At 47.1% G+C, this 15,689-nt stretch carries 18 protein-coding genes; 7 read left to right on the forward strand and 11 right to left on the reverse strand.

The features are described from left to right. Positions 1 to 27: 27 nt before the first annotated feature. The 3 genes from B5066_RS14705 to B5066_RS14715 are packed head-to-tail and all read left to right on the forward strand — an operon-like array spanning position 28 to position 1,971. Positions 28 to 396, forward strand: a complete 369-nt coding sequence (locus B5066_RS14705; RefSeq protein ID WP_079476652.1) for a GntR family transcriptional regulator — start codon at positions 28 to 30, stop codon at positions 394 to 396. Further along, on the forward strand, positions 396 to 1,283 hold the full coding sequence (locus B5066_RS14710) for an ATP-binding cassette domain-containing protein (RefSeq protein ID WP_079476653.1): 888 nt from the start codon (positions 396 to 398) through the stop codon (positions 1,281 to 1,283). The genes B5066_RS14705 and B5066_RS14710 overlap by 1 nt, the downstream gene beginning before the upstream one ends. After that, positions 1,270 to 1,971 (forward strand): hypothetical protein, encoded by a 702-nt coding sequence (locus tag B5066_RS14715; protein WP_079476654.1) that lies wholly within the window; start codon positions 1,270 to 1,272, stop codon positions 1,969 to 1,971. Before B5066_RS14710 ends, B5066_RS14715 begins: the two co-directional genes overlap by 14 nt. Before the next feature lie 54 nt (positions 1,972 to 2,025). Here B5066_RS14715 and B5066_RS14720 read toward each other — a convergent pair whose 3' ends face one another. From B5066_RS14720 to B5066_RS14735, 4 genes are all read right to left on the reverse strand, one after another. Further along, entirely contained in the window at positions 2,026 to 2,202 is a 177-nt protein-coding gene (locus B5066_RS14720; protein ID WP_079476655.1) for a CsbD family protein, read from the reverse strand. A 96-nt stretch (positions 2,203 to 2,298) separates the two neighbouring features. Further along, complete coding sequence (locus B5066_RS14725; protein WP_079476656.1) at positions 2,299 to 3,063, reverse strand: SDR family NAD(P)-dependent oxidoreductase; 765 nt, start codon at positions 3,061 to 3,063, stop codon at positions 2,299 to 2,301. Positions 3,064 to 3,209: 146 nt separating this feature from the next. Then, the gene (gene hisD / locus B5066_RS14730) at positions 3,210 to 4,490 is read right to left on the reverse strand and encodes a histidinol dehydrogenase (RefSeq protein ID WP_079476657.1); all 1,281 of its coding nucleotides are present in this window, start codon (positions 4,488 to 4,490) and stop codon (positions 3,210 to 3,212) included. A 141-nt stretch (positions 4,491 to 4,631) separates the two neighbouring features. Next, the gene (locus B5066_RS14735; RefSeq protein WP_179124129.1) at positions 4,632 to 6,554 is read right to left on the reverse strand and encodes a right-handed parallel beta-helix repeat-containing protein; all 1,923 of its coding nucleotides are present in this window, start codon (positions 6,552 to 6,554) and stop codon (positions 4,632 to 4,634) included. A 118-nt stretch (positions 6,555 to 6,672) separates the two neighbouring features. Between B5066_RS14735 and B5066_RS14740 the strand changes: the two genes are divergently transcribed. Then, positions 6,673 to 7,440: a helix-turn-helix transcriptional regulator gene (locus B5066_RS14740; RefSeq protein ID WP_079476658.1), complete on the forward strand. Its 768-nt coding sequence runs from the start codon at positions 6,673 to 6,675 to the stop codon at positions 7,438 to 7,440. Here the strand turns inward: B5066_RS14740 and B5066_RS14745 are convergent. Beyond that, positions 7,437 to 8,150 (reverse strand): class I SAM-dependent methyltransferase, encoded by a 714-nt coding sequence (locus tag B5066_RS14745; RefSeq protein ID WP_079476659.1) that lies wholly within the window; start codon positions 8,148 to 8,150, stop codon positions 7,437 to 7,439. The genes B5066_RS14740 and B5066_RS14745 overlap by 4 nt on opposite strands. Before the next feature lie 240 nt (positions 8,151 to 8,390). Between B5066_RS14745 and B5066_RS17010 the strand changes: the two genes are divergently transcribed. Next, the gene (locus B5066_RS17010; RefSeq protein WP_261763919.1) at positions 8,391 to 8,522 is read left to right on the forward strand and encodes a hypothetical protein; all 132 of its coding nucleotides are present in this window, start codon (positions 8,391 to 8,393) and stop codon (positions 8,520 to 8,522) included. A gap of 74 nt (positions 8,523 to 8,596) precedes the next feature. Here B5066_RS17010 and B5066_RS14750 read toward each other — a convergent pair whose 3' ends face one another. Continuing rightward, positions 8,597 to 9,355, reverse strand: coding sequence for an SDR family NAD(P)-dependent oxidoreductase (locus B5066_RS14750; protein ID WP_079476660.1), 759 nt, complete (start codon positions 9,353 to 9,355; stop codon positions 8,597 to 8,599). A 136-nt stretch (positions 9,356 to 9,491) separates the two neighbouring features. Here B5066_RS14750 and B5066_RS14755 point away from each other — a divergent pair, with 136 nt between their 5' ends. Next, on the forward strand, positions 9,492 to 10,067 hold the full coding sequence (locus tag B5066_RS14755; RefSeq protein WP_079476661.1) for a DUF4256 domain-containing protein: 576 nt from the start codon (positions 9,492 to 9,494) through the stop codon (positions 10,065 to 10,067). Positions 10,068 to 10,071: 4 nt separating this feature from the next. Here B5066_RS14755 and B5066_RS14760 read toward each other — a convergent pair whose 3' ends face one another. The 3 genes from B5066_RS14760 to B5066_RS14770 form a co-directional block, all read right to left on the reverse strand. Further along, complete coding sequence (locus tag B5066_RS14760) at positions 10,072 to 10,941, reverse strand: PhzF family phenazine biosynthesis protein (RefSeq protein ID WP_079476662.1); 870 nt, start codon at positions 10,939 to 10,941, stop codon at positions 10,072 to 10,074. A 69-nt stretch (positions 10,942 to 11,010) separates the two neighbouring features. Next, entirely contained in the window at positions 11,011 to 11,919 is a 909-nt protein-coding gene (locus tag B5066_RS14765) for an NAD(P)/FAD-dependent oxidoreductase (RefSeq protein ID WP_079476663.1), read from the reverse strand. 67 nt (positions 11,920 to 11,986) lie between these two features. Continuing rightward, entirely contained in the window at positions 11,987 to 12,373 is a 387-nt protein-coding gene (locus B5066_RS14770) for an RrF2 family transcriptional regulator (RefSeq protein ID WP_079476664.1), read from the reverse strand. A 182-nt stretch (positions 12,374 to 12,555) separates the two neighbouring features. Here B5066_RS14770 and B5066_RS14775 point away from each other — a divergent pair, with 182 nt between their 5' ends. Further along, positions 12,556 to 14,169, forward strand: coding sequence for a phytoene desaturase family protein (locus tag B5066_RS14775; RefSeq protein ID WP_143745447.1), 1,614 nt, complete (start codon positions 12,556 to 12,558; stop codon positions 14,167 to 14,169). A 72-nt stretch (positions 14,170 to 14,241) separates the two neighbouring features. Here the strand turns inward: B5066_RS14775 and B5066_RS17105 are convergent, their stop codons facing one another. After that, positions 14,242 to 14,460 (reverse strand): helix-turn-helix domain-containing protein, encoded by a 219-nt coding sequence (locus B5066_RS17105; RefSeq protein ID WP_079476666.1) that lies wholly within the window; start codon positions 14,458 to 14,460, stop codon positions 14,242 to 14,244. A gap of 119 nt (positions 14,461 to 14,579) precedes the next feature. Next, positions 14,580 to 15,644 carry a MupG family TIM beta-alpha barrel fold protein gene (locus B5066_RS14785; RefSeq protein ID WP_079476667.1) on the reverse strand — a complete coding sequence of 355 codons (1,065 nt, stop codon included), beginning with the start codon at positions 15,642 to 15,644 and terminating at the stop codon, positions 14,580 to 14,582. Positions 15,645 to 15,689: the final 45 nt, after the last annotated feature.

A 15,689-nucleotide genomic window follows, 5' to 3' on the forward strand; every position in this document is an offset into this window, starting at 1 on the left:
ACCTTTTCGCTTAAGGTGGTGAATATTATGGACGCCGATTTTCATAACAAAAAGCCGATTTTCCAACAAATTAAAGAGCAAATTGAAGATCAGATAATGGATGGGCGCTTAAGAGAAGAAATGCAGGCGCCTTCAACCACCCAGCTGGTTTCTTTTTATAAAGTGAACCATCTGACGGTTGCTAAAGGCGTCAATGAACTGGTGGAGGAAGAAATTTTATATAAAAAACGGGGAGTAGGAATGTTTGTTACTTCAGGAGCTAAAGAAAGACTAATTAAAAAGAGGCAGAAAGCCTTCGGCGAAGAGTATATTGATGAGCTTGTGAAAGAGGCCAGAAAATTACGTATGTCCGAGGAAGAGCTGGTAAATATGCTGCGGGAAAGGATGAAAAAGTAATGGATATGAACCCGGTATTAAACCATGTGGATCTGTATTACGGAAAAGAGCAGGCACTTACGAATGTGTCTCTGCAACTTCATTCGCCCAGGGTTTACGCCTTGATCGGACGGAATGGTTCGGGTAAAACTACTCTTTTGTCCCTTATCGCCAATTACCGGAAGCATTCTTCCGGCCAGATCACGCTGAACGGGGAGCCGTTGTTTGAGAACAGCCGCCAGACCAGGCATGTACAGTTCCTGTTCCAGCGAAACTTTGATGAATACTACGAATCCGGAGAGGAGCTTCTTCAAACTGCCGAGGAGCTTATTGATACTTTCGATATAGAAGCAGCCCGAAGAATCGCCAGTAGATTCGGCCTTGACTTAAGCATCCCTATGAAAAAACAATCAACTGGAAGAAGGTCTATGTTTCAAGCTGTACGCGGACTTGCCTCCCGGGCCCCGGTGACCATTTTTGATGAAGCTTATACGGGCATGGATGCTCCTTCCCGTGAAATTTTCTACGAAGAAATTTTGAAAGAGCAGGAAAACCATCCGCGATTGATTATCATGTCTACGCATCTGATATCTGAAATGGAGCATTTGTTTGATGAAGTAATCATGCTGGACCAGGGGCGCGTATTGCTTGCGGACGATTATGAAAACGTAATCTCTAAAGGGATGACGATCACCGGAGAAAGCAGCCTGGTTGAGAAATTCACCGCGGAGCTCCACGTAGTCAAAACCCGGCAGCTCGGCGGCACCAAATCTGTCGTTATTTTTCAACAAGTGGATCAAAATTTTCTCCAGGAAGCAGAAGAGCTCGGATTAGATGTAGGCAGAGTCACGCTTCAGGATATATTTACCAGCATGACAAAAGGAGGGGAGCTTCATGAGGAACAATAAAGCTGTGCCACTAATAATAAAAGAGCAGCTCAAATGGACCCTGTGGTTTCTTGGCATCTTATACCTTGTTCGGGTTGCCGCTCATTTTATCAACCTTTTTTTCCTGGGTGCAGAATTTAACATTGTTTTACTAAATTTCGCCTATGAACCGAGTAAGGTTTATATGCTGGTAATTGGTTTAGTATCTGTATATACCTTTCTGGGGTTTTGCATTGAACATGGACTGACAAGAAGACATTATTACCAGGCTGCGTTACTTTCTTCCGCTGCTGTAGCTCTCGTAATCACAGCCGCAATAGCTGTGTTTAACCTTATGGATACGGTTATTTTCAATACAAATGCTTCAGTATTTTATCTGATAGATACAGATACACTTTTCGAAGTTCTTTTACCTGGAAGTGCAGCGTATTTTGTGACCGTGCTGCTGTATTATCTGCTCGGATTGTTCATTGCTTCCGGATTTTACCGTTTTGGCTGGCTCACGGGGCTTGGGTTTATTGCCGCCGGGATACTTTTCCTTTTGATTGAAAGCCTCATCTGGGGTACGGAGTTTGTGCTATTTGATGTAGGAGTAATCACCGAAGGACTGCCGGTGTTTTCAGCCATACTTGCTACAGCTGTCCTCGCCGGTGTTGTTTACACTGTTTCTGCAAAGAGTCTCAAGGATACCCCAGTAAAAATTGTGTAACAATAAAAAAGAACAAAAGCCCCAGTGTGGGGGCTTCTGTTCTTTTCATTTTCATTACTTGTTTTTAAAATCGCCTTTTTTATCCTGGGCGACGCCTTTAAGCTTGTCTTTCTTTCCTTCGCGCTGCATTTTGGAATTATTTGTGGCGCTTCCCATCCGGTCTTTTGCTTCCCCTTTAACCTTGTTTGCATTTCCCTTCAGTTTGTCGCCAAAACCTTTTTTACCGCTCATTTGTGATCCCTCCAGGATGTTTGTCTACAGCAGGAGTTCCCTTCAGCAGGCATCGTCAAACAAAAGAGTTTCAGTTTGTGTATTATTTGCAGCTTCTCACCAAACCGTCCAGCCGCCATCGACCATGATCGTCTGCCCAGTAACCATATCGGAGGAAGCCGAGCTGAGAAATGCCACCGCTCCAAAAAGGTCTTCGGGACGAGCCAGTCTGCCAAGCGGAATTCTGGCAAGCACTTCTTTTTTAAACTCTGTATCCTCGAACATTTTTTCTGTCATCGGTGTTTCTATAAAGGTCGGAGCTACAGCATTCACATTGATGCCGTGAGAAGCCCACTCAATAGCAAGTGACTTGGTCAGCTGCGTAATTCCTCCCTTGCTCGAGCTATAGGCTGCACGGTTGTAATAGCCCACAAAAGCCATCTGGGAGGACATATTAATGATTTTTCCGTGTCCTGCTTCACGCATCCACTTTCCAGCTGCCTGGCAGGCAAAAAAAACGCTTTTTAAATTAATGTCGTGGATACGGTCCCACTCCTCTTCCGTGACTTCTTCCGCCGGGGCTGGGATGTTCGTGCCGGCGTTGTTCAGAAGCACGTCAATTTGGCCCAACCGTCTGTGAATACTGTCGAACAATTCATCCAGTTTGTCGATTTTAGTTAAATCGAACGGAAATGATGCTGCTGATCGATTTTTATCCTGAATAGACCATTCCGTTTCCTGTAAAGCCTGCTCATCCCGGGCTACCATTGCTACGCTGGCCCCAGTCTCAGCCAGCATAATCGCTATTTCTTTCCCAATGCCTTTATTAGCACCAGTAACGACGATCGTTTTCCCTTCTAAAGAGAATAGATTAGAACTGATGGCCTTCCCTCCTTTTTTGTATACGTATTCAAGACACTCAAAATTTTATAAACACATGGACCATAACAGTCAAACTTTTATTTATAATCGTTCACTTGGTTTTATTAATCATTTACGTGATAATCCACTCAATATCACGCCGATATTCAGTCAGTTGTACTGTATCTCTGCACACGTAATGAAGCCTGGGCTTTATGGCCTTTGAAGCCTTCGAGCTCACACAGCCGTTCGGCGTACTTGCCTATTTCCACACTGGCTTCTCTTGTTACGCGCTGATACGTACAATTTTTCAAAAACTTGCCTACCCATAAGCCGCCCGTGTATTTTGCCGCCTGCTTGGTCGGAAGCGTATGATTGGTGCCGATGACTTTGTCCCCATAGGCGACGTTCGTTTCAGGCCCGAGAAAGAGCGCCCCGTAATTTGTCATATTTTCCAGAAAGTAATCCGGGTCCCTGGTGAGAACCTCTACGTGTTCATAGGCCAGCTTATCCGCTTCCTGGACTGCTTCTTCCACATTTTCCACTACAATAATAGAACCATTGTCCTGCCAGGCCTGCTCTGCCACTTCCGCTGTCGGGAGTGTTTTTAACTGACGGGCAATTTCCTCCTCCAAAGATTCGGCAAGCGATTGGGACGTTGTAATAAGGGCGCCTGGAGACGTTGGTCCGTGCTCTGCCTGCCCGAGAATATCGGTAGCTACCATTTCGACGTCGGCCGTCTCGTCAGCAATCACAAGCGTTTCCGTCGGTCCAGCAAATAAATCAATCCCCACTCTGCCGTATAGCTGCCGCTTGGCTTCCGCTACAAAAGCGTTGCCCGGGCCGACAATCATATCCACCGGCTGAATCGTTTCTGTGCCAACAGCCATGGCAGTCATTGCCTGTACTCCCCCCAGCAGATAGATTTCGTCCGCCCCGGCCATATGCATTGCCGCGACCGTAGCTGCCGGTATTTCCCCGTTACTTGGAGGCGTGCAGGCGATCACCCTTTCAACTCCGGCCACCTTCGCTGTCACAATACTCATATGGGAAGAGGCTACCATCGGATAGCGCCCGCCCGGAATATAGCAGCCCACACTGTTCACCGGAATATTTTTATGCCCTAAAATCACGCCGGGCCGTGTTTCCACTTCAATATCCTGAATTGACTCCCGCTGATGGCGGGCAAAATTTTGAATTTGCGACTGCGCAAAAGCAATATCATCAATCACCTGCTGCGGCAGCTCATCGATCACCTGCTGAATAGTTTCGGATGACAGGCGGAACGATTCCGGCGACCACTTGTCGAATTTCTCAGATAGCTCCCGGACCGCTTCATCTCCCCGCTGCTCTACGTCATGAATGATTCCCTGCACCGCCTGCTGAACCTTCGTGTCCGCCTCCTGTTTTTCCTGATCGCTTTTTCCTCTTTTCAAATAAGTGGGCATCGAGTATCCTCCTTTTTTTTGAATACGTATTCAACATAAAACAAACTAACTATTTTGTAAACGCTTTATTAAATAACCTGGCGTTCTCTCATAGAAAATACGGTGCCTGTTTATGGTAAACAGGCACCGTACCGTTGAAAATTAACCCCACACCTTTATTTCATTCTTACCAGCCTGCAGCTGCCCAATCGGTCCCAGCACGTCTGTTTTGGCTTTTTGTTTACCGAAAAAGTCGGTATCTATCCGGAGCTCGCTTCCATCCGGATTTTCAAAATCTGCATCTACGATACGCGCCCGCTCCAGGTTTCCTGTATGCTTTATCTCGCCGCGCATGTGTTCAAATTCGTCAGGAAGTTCACAGGACAGATACACCTCGTTCCCCTTTTCGATTATCGTAAGCTGGGGGTCAAAAGCATCTTTGGTTAATGCCTCCTGCTCTCCTTCAAACGGAACCGCTCCATTAAAGTAAGCATTATGGTTAATATAGACCGGCTGCTCGATACTGTGGAACGCTTCATGGTCCCCGCCGACCTGATCCACCTTTTCGATATATTTCTCAAGCGACGCCGTGTATCCGTTAAAATGGGACGTGCCCACATCATTCAAATCCGATTTTCCAACAAACATATTATTGTAAAAACGGTCGTCTCCGCCGTAGACAGGCGCAAATCCGGCTACCTCCGTGCTGTGGGGCACGTGATACGGTGTGGCCCGGTCCAGCATCTTCTTGTGCACCATTTTGCCCGCAATCAGATTGTTAACGTAAGCTCCTCCCTGCGCATGATTATCCAGAGCGTAGTCCGCTGTCAAAATGTTATGGTCCACCACATACGGTCCGCTGCTCACTTCTACAAATAGATCACGGCTGTTTTTGTAAAATAGGTTTTTACTTACTCTCGTGCCCTGGGTCTGCCAGTCGAGCCATACTCCAAGCGAGCAGTCATGAATGCGGTTGCTGTGAATCTGGACATCAATCGCTGCGTGCAGCTTAATTCCGGCAATTTCATGGCCAAAAAATTCCCGCTTTAATGCGATATTGTAAATGTGGTTATGATAGATTTCACTGAACACGCAGCCCAAATGACCGACCACCCCGTTCTGGCCACAATCATAAATGGTGTTGTTCCGGATAATGTGAGAGCCGATGCGCTCCCTGCTCCAGCCAATGTGCCGGGCCATAAACACAGATTCCAGCTGGTACTGATAGCCTGGTTTGTCCTTTCTTCTCGTCCGGTAATTGTCTCCGGTGGATGCTTCCTTTCCAATACTGATTGCACTGCATTTGGAATCGTGAATCACGTTGTTTTCAATAATCCATCCCTTGCTCCAGTTCGGTCCGATCAATCCCGGCTGATCCGCTGTCGGAGGTGTCCACGGCGTTGCTGCCTGGGCCATTTCAAACCCCTGCACCGTGATATAGTTAAGCCCCGTCAATTCCGGATAAAAGCAGGCTTTCCGCACATTTATTTCCACCAGCTCTTTATTCGGATCAGCGCCCTGAAAGTTGGCGAAAATCGTCGTATGGCTGCTGTCTGCTTCCGCATACCAGCGGTACGTCGTCTGCTCCGGATGATGGACAGGAACAGTCGTTTTTGTCCAGTGGTCCAAAACCTCGTTCTGTGCTTCGGGATTCAGCATTTCCGCAAAGGTTTCGGATTCGTAAAAGGACATGCCGTTTAAATATACATCGCCCAGATGCCTGCCTGGATTGTGAACGATCCAGTCTCCGAATATTTTTTCCGTATACGGATTGTAGCCGCCAAATAACGTGTTAGGGACGACTGCCTTCCAGACCGTGCCCTCCACCTGTTCCCAGTAGTCAATTTGTTCCGAACCTTTAATCACCGCCTTTTCTCCAGGAGCAGCGGTATATGTAATTCTCCGGGTCTCACTCCGGCCGCCATTTCGCGGCTTCACCCATTCTCTATATTCACCTTCATGCACCACTACGGTGTCTCCCGCTGTGGCTAGTGAAGCTGCTCGATTAATTGTTAAAAAAGGATTTTCCGGTGTGCCTTCGTTTTTGTCAGAGCCATTTTTTGCTACATGATATTCCAATGCCATGAAGCTTTCCCCCTTCTATCAATCTGTTTTTATTATAGGCGGGAAGCTTCTTATGCTTCTATTCAAAAAATAGTATAATATAAGACAATATTAGTGTTTCTGAAAGGGGGAGCCGGCTTTGGTCTTTTTTGAGCCTCATGGAGTCGAAGAACAGGAATCATTTCAACGTGTTACCTTAACCAATTTCAGCTTTCCGCTTCACTTTCACCGTGCCTATGAACTGATTATTGTCCATGAAGGGCAGGTGCGGGTAACCATTGACCAGAAAGAGTATCTTCTGCAGCAAAACGAGGCAGCCTTTATTTTTAACAATCAGATGCATGAATTTACCACAGTCGGGCATTCCGCGATTACCATCATTATTTTTTCTCCTGAATTGATCGGCCGTTTTTTTATGGATTATAAAGGCTTCACCCCTGTAAATAATACGTTCTCTCTTTCGCCGGACGTGCAGCTGCCGTCCCGGGGCTCCGTCTACAGGCAGAAAAGCTTTTTGTACGGCATATGCAGTACGTTAGAGGAAAACACCGATTTCAAGCCCGTCCAGTATTCTGCTAAAACGAAAATTCTTCATCAAATGCTTTTGTATGTGGATACTAATTACGCCGCCGAGTGTACGTTAAAAGCGGTGGCTGAACATTTACAGTACGACTATCCCTACCTGTCCAAGCTGTTTGCTCACATGGCGGGCATGACCTTTACCGAATACTTAAACTATTACCGGATATCGCGTGCCTGTTATTTACTGAAAAGCAGCCAGCAGCCGATCGGGGAAATTGCTGCAGACTGCGGGTACAGCAGCCTCCGCTCATTTAACCGCAACTTTCAGGCATTCGTCCGCGATTCGCCCCGCAGGTTTCGGGAGCTTTCATCCCAACAGGCTTAATTACCGACTGAGGATTTCGTGATCCGGAGAAACGAATTCGCATTCCTTTGAAATTCATACGAAACAAAGACCTCTTCCCCCACATGGCCCTTCGTTGTTAAATATTCAATCACTGTATCCAGATGCTCGTACCTCTCGCCCTTCAGATCCACCAATGGAAAAATGCGCACTTCCTCTTTTGCCACTCTCAGCAATTCTGTGAGCGTGTCAATGTGAAAGTCATAGCTCAGACGGTCGGCATACATAAATAGAAAATGGGCGGATAAAACGATGTCAAAGGCGCTGTCTTTAAAGGGAAGCACCGGCAGTACCGCTGGAACATACCGCCCGCCTGAATTATGCATATCTTCCGCACAGTCGTGCAGAGCCTGTGTACGTCTTCTTTTTAAATCTTCAACGCTATGAATGTAATCCCATTCGTAATTACCTTCGGCCTTCGTTATGTGTTCCGCCGCGTGCTCGATATCCTGAAGTCCTTTGTGTTTCAGATCTTCGCCACGGTGATCGTACGCAACATCACAGGCTGTCACCTCTGCTCCCAGGCTGTTTGCGATGGCTGTAAATGAACAGGCACCGGCCGGGCAATCAAGAATGCTCCTTCCCTGGATCCTTGCTTTGGAAAGTGCAAACATATCCAGGTATTCGTCGAATGTGCGTCCGATAAAAACAATACGCTCCAAATCAAGCTTCGTTTTCTTTTCTCTGCTCAACTCTGCTAACCTCAAATAAAAAAGATTACCCTTAAGGTAGCATACGATCTGCTCCCAGGGTAAGCTATTTACGTATTTTAGGTTCTCTGCCTACGGGCAATTGCGATAACCGTATTTAAGATGATTTCCAGAAATTTTATTAGTGTTACATATAATCATTCACCGGGTATCGATAGTATGATCAACAAAATTTTTCGCGGTTTAGAAATACTTATGGTCTGAAGAAAGGAGTAAATTTTAATGAAACAGTGGCTTAAAATCATTATGGTTACTCTTCTTATGATCGCCCCCTTAAGCTCTCTTTCAGCCTGCGGGGATGATGAGGAGTCCGACGGTATGCCGGAAGAAATTCCAAATAATGAAGATGAATAACAACAAAAATGTTCTGCGTGTCTATGTACGCAGAGCATTTCGTCTTTAATTTACAAACGAAACGAGGCTGGAGATTACGCTAACGAGCCTCCGTCAACAACCATCTCGTCCCCGGTTACAAACCGGGATTCTTCGGAAGCATAGTACAGGGCGGCGTAGGCAATGTCCACCGCTTCCCCGTGGTGAGGCGGAAGAGGCACAACGTCCTGATTATCCTTTGAAATGGTTTTCTGCCGCTCGCCCATGATTGGCGTCCGGATCGGGCCGGGATGAATGCTGTTCGCCCGAATGCTTTCTTCGGCAAAATGAGCAGCCACGTGCGTCGTCATTGAACGTATCGCCCCTTTGGCCGCGCTGTAGGCTGTGCCGTTGCCGCCAGCCGCTCCGGAACCGGTTAAGGCAGCCATCGATGCTATATTAATAATCGATCCCTGCCCGGCCTTCTGCATTTCCGGAATAACCTCGCGCATGCCGAGAAAGTACCCGGTCGAATCTACGTTCATGACTTTATTCCATTCCTCCAGGGAGGTTTCGAGAATCTTGCTCGGATAGTGGATGCCCGCGTTGTTTACCAGAATATCCACCTGCCCGTAGGTATCCACCGCTTGTTGCACCGCTTTTTTCCAGTTTTCCTCTGAGGTGGTATCCAGTTCGAAGGCAGTGATATCCGCCCCATCTTCCTGTATTTTCTTTACTTCCTCCTGCAGCAGGTCGAGCTGAACGTCGGCTGCTATAACCTTCGCTCCTTCTTCTGCAAACAGTCTGGCAGTGCCGAGGCCAATCCCACCGGCTGCCCCGGTCACAATTGCAACTTTGTTTTGTAAACGTGCCAATCTATTTCCTCCTTCGATGCTTCAGGCTCCTCCGTTTTCTCTCGTATAAATACCCATTATGCGCGGCGGGTAATCAATACCCTTTGAAATGGTATAATTTCTACAAACCCGTAAAGTCTTAAGGAGGGATTTTCCCATGGTGGAGAAAAACGATACATCCAAGCAGCTTACTCCCGAACAGAAGAAAGCCATTCTGGCAATCCTCGAAGACCGTTTCGAACAGCATATGCACCGCCATGAAGAGGTAACATGGTCTTCTGTCCTGAAAAAGCTTGAGGCAGACGACGAAAAGCTGTGGTCATTAAACGAGATGGAAGTGACCGGCGGAGAACCGGATGTGATTGGCTATGACCATAAAGAGAATAAATATTTATTCTGTGACTGCTCGACCGAAAGCCCTAAGGGTCGCCGGAGCGTCTGCTATGACCGCGAAGCACTGGAGGCAAGAAAGAAGCATAAGCCTGAAACAAGTGCTGTCGACATGGCTCAGGCTATGGGCATCGAGCTTTTAACCGAAGAGCAGTACCACACTCTTCAACAGCTGGAAACAGTCGATACGAAAACATCCAGCTGGATTCAGACACCTGCGGATATAAGAAAACGGGGCGGCGCTTTGTTTGGTGACCACCGGTACGGCCGCACGTTCGTCTACCATAACGGCGCCGAATCGTACTATGCCGCGAGAGGCTTCCGGTGCATACTGAAAGTATAAAACACTATTTCAATTCTTCGGCACTTCCTTTGCTACGGGTGTTTACAATTTGATTATCTTGTACAAACGTTTCCGATTCAATCATGCTCGGCTTCCCCATAGCGACTCCCTGAATGATGCGATAGGTATTCCATCCTTCCTCTACTGGAGGCAAAATCTTATGAACCGTTAAATAGGCGCCTAATGCCGAGGCAGCTACCCCGGTGGCCGGGTCTTCCGGATACCCGGCTCTTCGGGGAAACTGGCGCGCCTGCACGTATTTTTCATGTTGTTGTGAAATAGCGAAAGGATAAAAGCCGGTCGTGTTGAATTCGTCACATAAATCCCAAAGATAATTAAAATCAGGACGAAGCATGTTCAACGTCTCTACACTATTTAAAGGGATAATTAATTTATAACGGGACGTGGAAACGGATTGAACCGGCCATTTCGCCAGTTCCTCTGTTTTAATATTCAGTGCCCTGCCTATTTCTTCTTTCGACGGAACGGTGTTCAGAAACCCGGGCGAAAACTGTTCGACACTTATTTCCAGCTTTGAATCATGCTTTTCCCATTTTACATTTACAGGCCCAAGCATGGTCTCTACAATGACCGGGGAGTGGCTAATGGCCCCTTTGTTCACTAAAACCGTGATGCTCCCTATGGTGGCATGAACGCACATTTCCATCTCATGGGAGGGAACAAAAAAACGAAGCTTTAGATCACAGTCCGGGCGGGTGGAGGATATAACGAAGGCTGACTCATGCGCAAACTCCTTTGTCATCTGCTGCATTGTTTTTGTGGAAAGATGATCCGCGTCTAAAACGACAGGGCACGGGTTACCTCCGCCCTCTTCCAGAGAAAACACGGTGGTGTGTACAACCTGATAGTTCACTTTTCTCCCTCATTTCGTTAGCTTTCAGGTTTATTATAGCACTCAGGAGGTATTTAAAATCCGCCCCTTTTACACTTCTTTGTTAAACGCCTCCTGTATCTGCCCCGTCATCATGAATCCTGCAACTTCCCCGCCGTTCGCCGCTGCCGCTATCAGCTGGCTCCCAAAATTGTCCTTTGCTTCGCCTGCCACATACAGGCCTTTCACGGAGGTTTCTCCGAATTGACTGAGCACAAATCGGTTGTTTTCATCCCACTCCACGTCCAGACCGCTTAAAAATTCATAGTTGGTGTTCCAGTGCACGTACGTAAAAGCAACCTCTACCTCCACCGTTTCCCCGCCGGCCATTCTGATCGCCTTCAGCTGTCCCTTCTCTCCAGACATTTCGTCTATTTTCTCCAGATGATAAGGGATATTTTTATCCTCGAGTACCTTTTTGCTTTCCTTCGTCAAATCGTCGTGGCCGTCGGTGAATACTTCGAGCTGGTTTGTCCAGTTGGAGAGAAGCATAACCATATGCAAGACCCGTTCATCCGGATTGATGACGGCAAGCTTTTTGCTTCTCATTTCCCAGCCGTCGCACCACGGGCAGTAAAAGACGCTTTGTCCGTAATAGTGTTCGATATTTTTAATCGCTGGCAGCTGTTCGATTAATCCGGAGGCGACCAACACCTGCTTTGATTGAAACTGACCCGCTGGCGTTTGGACGATAAAGCCGTCATTATGCTGTTGGATTGCAGTCACTCTATCATTTAACAGCGTATTGCCCTCGTACTTCAGCGCATCCTCCCTGGCCCGCTTCCGGAACGTCTGCGGAGTCACTCTGTCCTGGGTTAAATAGGAATGCGTTTCATGCGTTACGATATTTCTCGGCTTGTCCTCGTCGATAATCAGCGCCCTTTTTAATCCCCTTCCAAAATAAAGCGCCGCACTTAACCCTGCAGGTCCTCCACCAATAATAATTACGTCATAAATCATTTTAAAACTCCTTTCTGTATATTAAAGATTCTTATTATCTATAATTATAATAAAGCAAAAGAATCTGCTACACCGTCAAATCCTTCAGCTTTTTGTTTTTTAGCGTGTTGATTAAATTTTCCTGTGCTTCCATCATAGTCGCCTGAATTCTGCATTCTTCTCCGTGATCAAAGCTGTCCTCAAATAGCGTCTGCACGCCGTCGATCGCAACTACAATATCGTACACGCTCACGTTTTCCCAATTCTGCTGCAGCCTGTATCCGCCCTTGGCACCGCTCGTCGAACTAATGTAATTCGCCTTTACGATACGCGTTAATACTTTGGATAAATACGTGGTAGAGACATTCAGCGCTAACGATAAATCCTGGACCGGGATTTTGGTTGTCTCCCCGTCACGATGAATCATATACACCAGCGCATGCAGGGCATAATCGGTGGCTTTTGAAAATTTCATTCCGTTTTTCACTTCCAATTATAGATATTATAAATCTATTATATACTGTTATTTTTCAATTCACAAGTTTAAATGCTCAATAAAGGGGCACAACCGATAATTCGACTAATCAGGCTCTTATTTTTGTCGTTTTCTGGGAAAAGATATAGAAGTTCCTTATACAACCGACAGCTATAAATAATATGAGTAAAAAGGAGAAAAACATGAAATATGACATAGTCGTCATTGGCGCTGGCCATAACGGCCTCGCAGCTGCCATTCAGTTTGCCAAGCAGGGAAAGCAAGTACTGGTGCTTGAGAAAGAACCCCGCCCAGGGGGAGCTGCTAAATCCGGTGAAGTAGCCGCTCCGGGCTTTATTCATGATTTATTTTCCATGAACGTCAGCCTGTTTTTAAAATCCCGTTTTTATTCGGAAAATCAGCGGGAGCTCGAGGCGAATGGCTTCACCCCTGTTTACGGACCCCACCCGTACGCAAGCGTTTTTCCCGAGGGGCATGGGCTCGCCATTAACAAAGACCCGGCCAAAACACACCGCAATATCGCCAGCTATTCCCTTGCCGATGCGGAGACCTGGAAAGATTTTGATGCCTTATACGACCGTGTCTCCCCTTATTTATATAAACTGATGCACCGGGAGGTTCCCTCGCTCCGTGCCGGTCTTGTGGTATTCAGGGCGCTGCTTGATTTAAAAATCAAATCCGCCCTGGAGGTCTCCAGCCAGCTCGCCAAGACCCCGCGGCAATTTGTCGATTCCTGGTTTGAAAATGATAAAGTAAAATCACTGGTCGTTCCGTGGGGCTACCAATTGGACTACGCCCCGGATGTCAGCGGGGGTGCTGCCTTTCCATTAATAGAAGCCATAGGACACTACCGGGAGGGGATTCCATTTGCCCGCGGCGGTATCCAAACGATGATCCAGGCGATGGTAACGATGCTCGAAGCAAGAGACGGCGAGCTGCAAACCAGCACCTGGGTAAATGAAGTTTACGTTGAAGATGGCGCAGCCAAAGGAGTGATTCTGGACGACGGAACGTATATAGAAGCCGGAGACGTCATTGCAACCGCTACGCCTACCCAGATCATTGATCATTTAGTCGATACGGCCCGTTTGCCGGCTTCCTTTGTCACTAAAGCAAACAATTACCAGTACGGACCGAAAACGATGGTGATCCACCTGGCACTGGACGAGCCGCTTCAGTGGAGCGCCGGGGAAGAAATCGGGCAATCTGCTTATGTCCACATAGCGCCGTATGTGACAGACCTCGCCCGCACGCATACCCAGGCGCTGAATGAGACGCTTCCGGACAGCCCCCTGCTGATCGTCGGACAGCCAAGCGCCGTCGATCCAAGCAGAGCTCCGGAGGGAAAAGCGGCGGTATGGATTATGGTTCGCTCCCTTCCCGCTCATCCTGAGTATGATGCACTAAATGAAATCGAGCCGGGCCCCTGGTCCTCCATCAAGGAACAATACGCCGACCGTATTATCGATAAACTGTCGGAATACGCTCCTAATGTGAAGGATACTATTGCAGGCCGGCACGTCTTTTCCCCGGAGGATCTGCCCCAGGAGGATCCGAATCTTGTCGAAGGTGACCATATGGCGGGCAGCCACCAGCTGTTTCAGCATTTTCTATTCCGCCCCTTCGTCGGCCACTCCCGCTATCAAACACCGATCAGCCATTTTTATATGATCGGGGCATCCACGTGGCCCGGCGGAGGATTAAACGCCGGCTCCGGGTATTTATTAGCAGAAAAGCTTAAAAGTAAATCCTTTTTTAAAATTTCGCCTTTGTGATCGGATTAATAGTCTTTTGATGTTTTTTCCTTAGTTAGTGTCAGCACATTGTTAAATTTTTATATGTGAGAATCACAATTTATTTGAATGTGGGAAAAGGATCTCTATGTTTTGACGACTCTCCGATGATAAAGGTAATGATAGCACTTGGCCTATCTCAATTAAGGTGCCTACACTTAGCATCGTTGAACCCGATTCGATACGCCGAATCGTGGACACCAACATTCCTATTTGTCCAGCTAGTGCTTGTTGCGTACACCCCTGGGCGTTTCGTATCTGTTTGATTTGAATGGCAGGCGTCCCCGAATTTTCGCCTCCTGCGCCTGGAAGTTTGACGTTTGTATACGGCTCTCCTCAGGGTCCTGCCTCGTAATAAACATTCTTGATAGAAGCTTTGTTTTCGCGGACTTCTAAACAAAACTAAAAGCCTCACCAGGTTGGATTAATGATAAAAGTAAATGAGATTTCGGGTGAACTCGTCCAACAACATTGACATTTGGATCAGCCGGCAGATCCTTCTTCGTTATTTGAAGCTCTCCATGGTACCTGCCGTATCGTTCGTTATCAACTGTAATCGTTCCAACAGGCCGGGGTTCTGCTGAATGAGAGGGTGAAATTTGAATTTGATTTTTTGCAGTGAAAGAGCGGGAAGGTTCCGACCGGATCACATCTCTTGCCGGGTCTGGCCGCTGCCAGTGTAGCATGCGAAGTATATCTGAGATACCAGTATCTTTCACAAAAAATGAAGAGCGAATTGGTATTTCATTCGTTTCTTCGTAGGTTTTAAAAAGTGAAGCTTCTTCAGAGGACAGCATGCTGTCCCCTATACATATATCATTGACAGCGCAAGTCCGCCATAAATCTAAAGCGGCTGCAAATGGAGCTGCTCCCCGGTGTTCTTCAAGTGTGGGAAGAAACTGATATAAAGGGCCCCGGGGCTTTTCATCCCCCGGTACAAAGGCGCAGGTCTGAATGTTTTCTGATTGCAGCCATTTATTCTGTTGGATGATTTGTTGTCGGTCGAGCCCAGTCTCAGGCCGGGGATAAAAGTTGTGCCAAGCAGCTAACGAGGAAAAATTAATGTCCCAGTCTTTCAAATCCTTGATCATAGATTCAGTTATTGTACTGGCGTTTAATAGCACACTGACATGTTCGGCAAGCGAGGCAATTTCAGGGGCCTCAATGCCATAATCCATCCTCACGCCGGTAAGGCCCCACTCCTTAAGCTTTTTCCCATCTGCATCTGAAAGATTCAGCAGCTTGAAGGATTTTGGTGATATATCTGCATATAATTTGAGTCCGAGCGACTCCGTCTGGCGTGCGAGCATTTGAAGCTGTTTTTTATAGGAAGAAATTTCGTCTTCTGGTATATGAAGTGAAGTAAAAACGTAAGAAAAACCACTGGTTTTCATGCGCGCTAAATAAGAGAATTGTTCCTCAGCAACATCAGTAAGATAAACGCTAAACCCTCTCATGGATGCCCTTCTTTCTGTGTAAAAGGAAGTTGCAAAAAAGCTTCC

Source organism: Marinococcus halophilus (genome assembly GCF_900166605.1).
GTDB classification, from domain to species: Bacteria; Bacillota; Bacilli; order Bacillales; family Marinococcaceae; genus Marinococcus; species Marinococcus halophilus.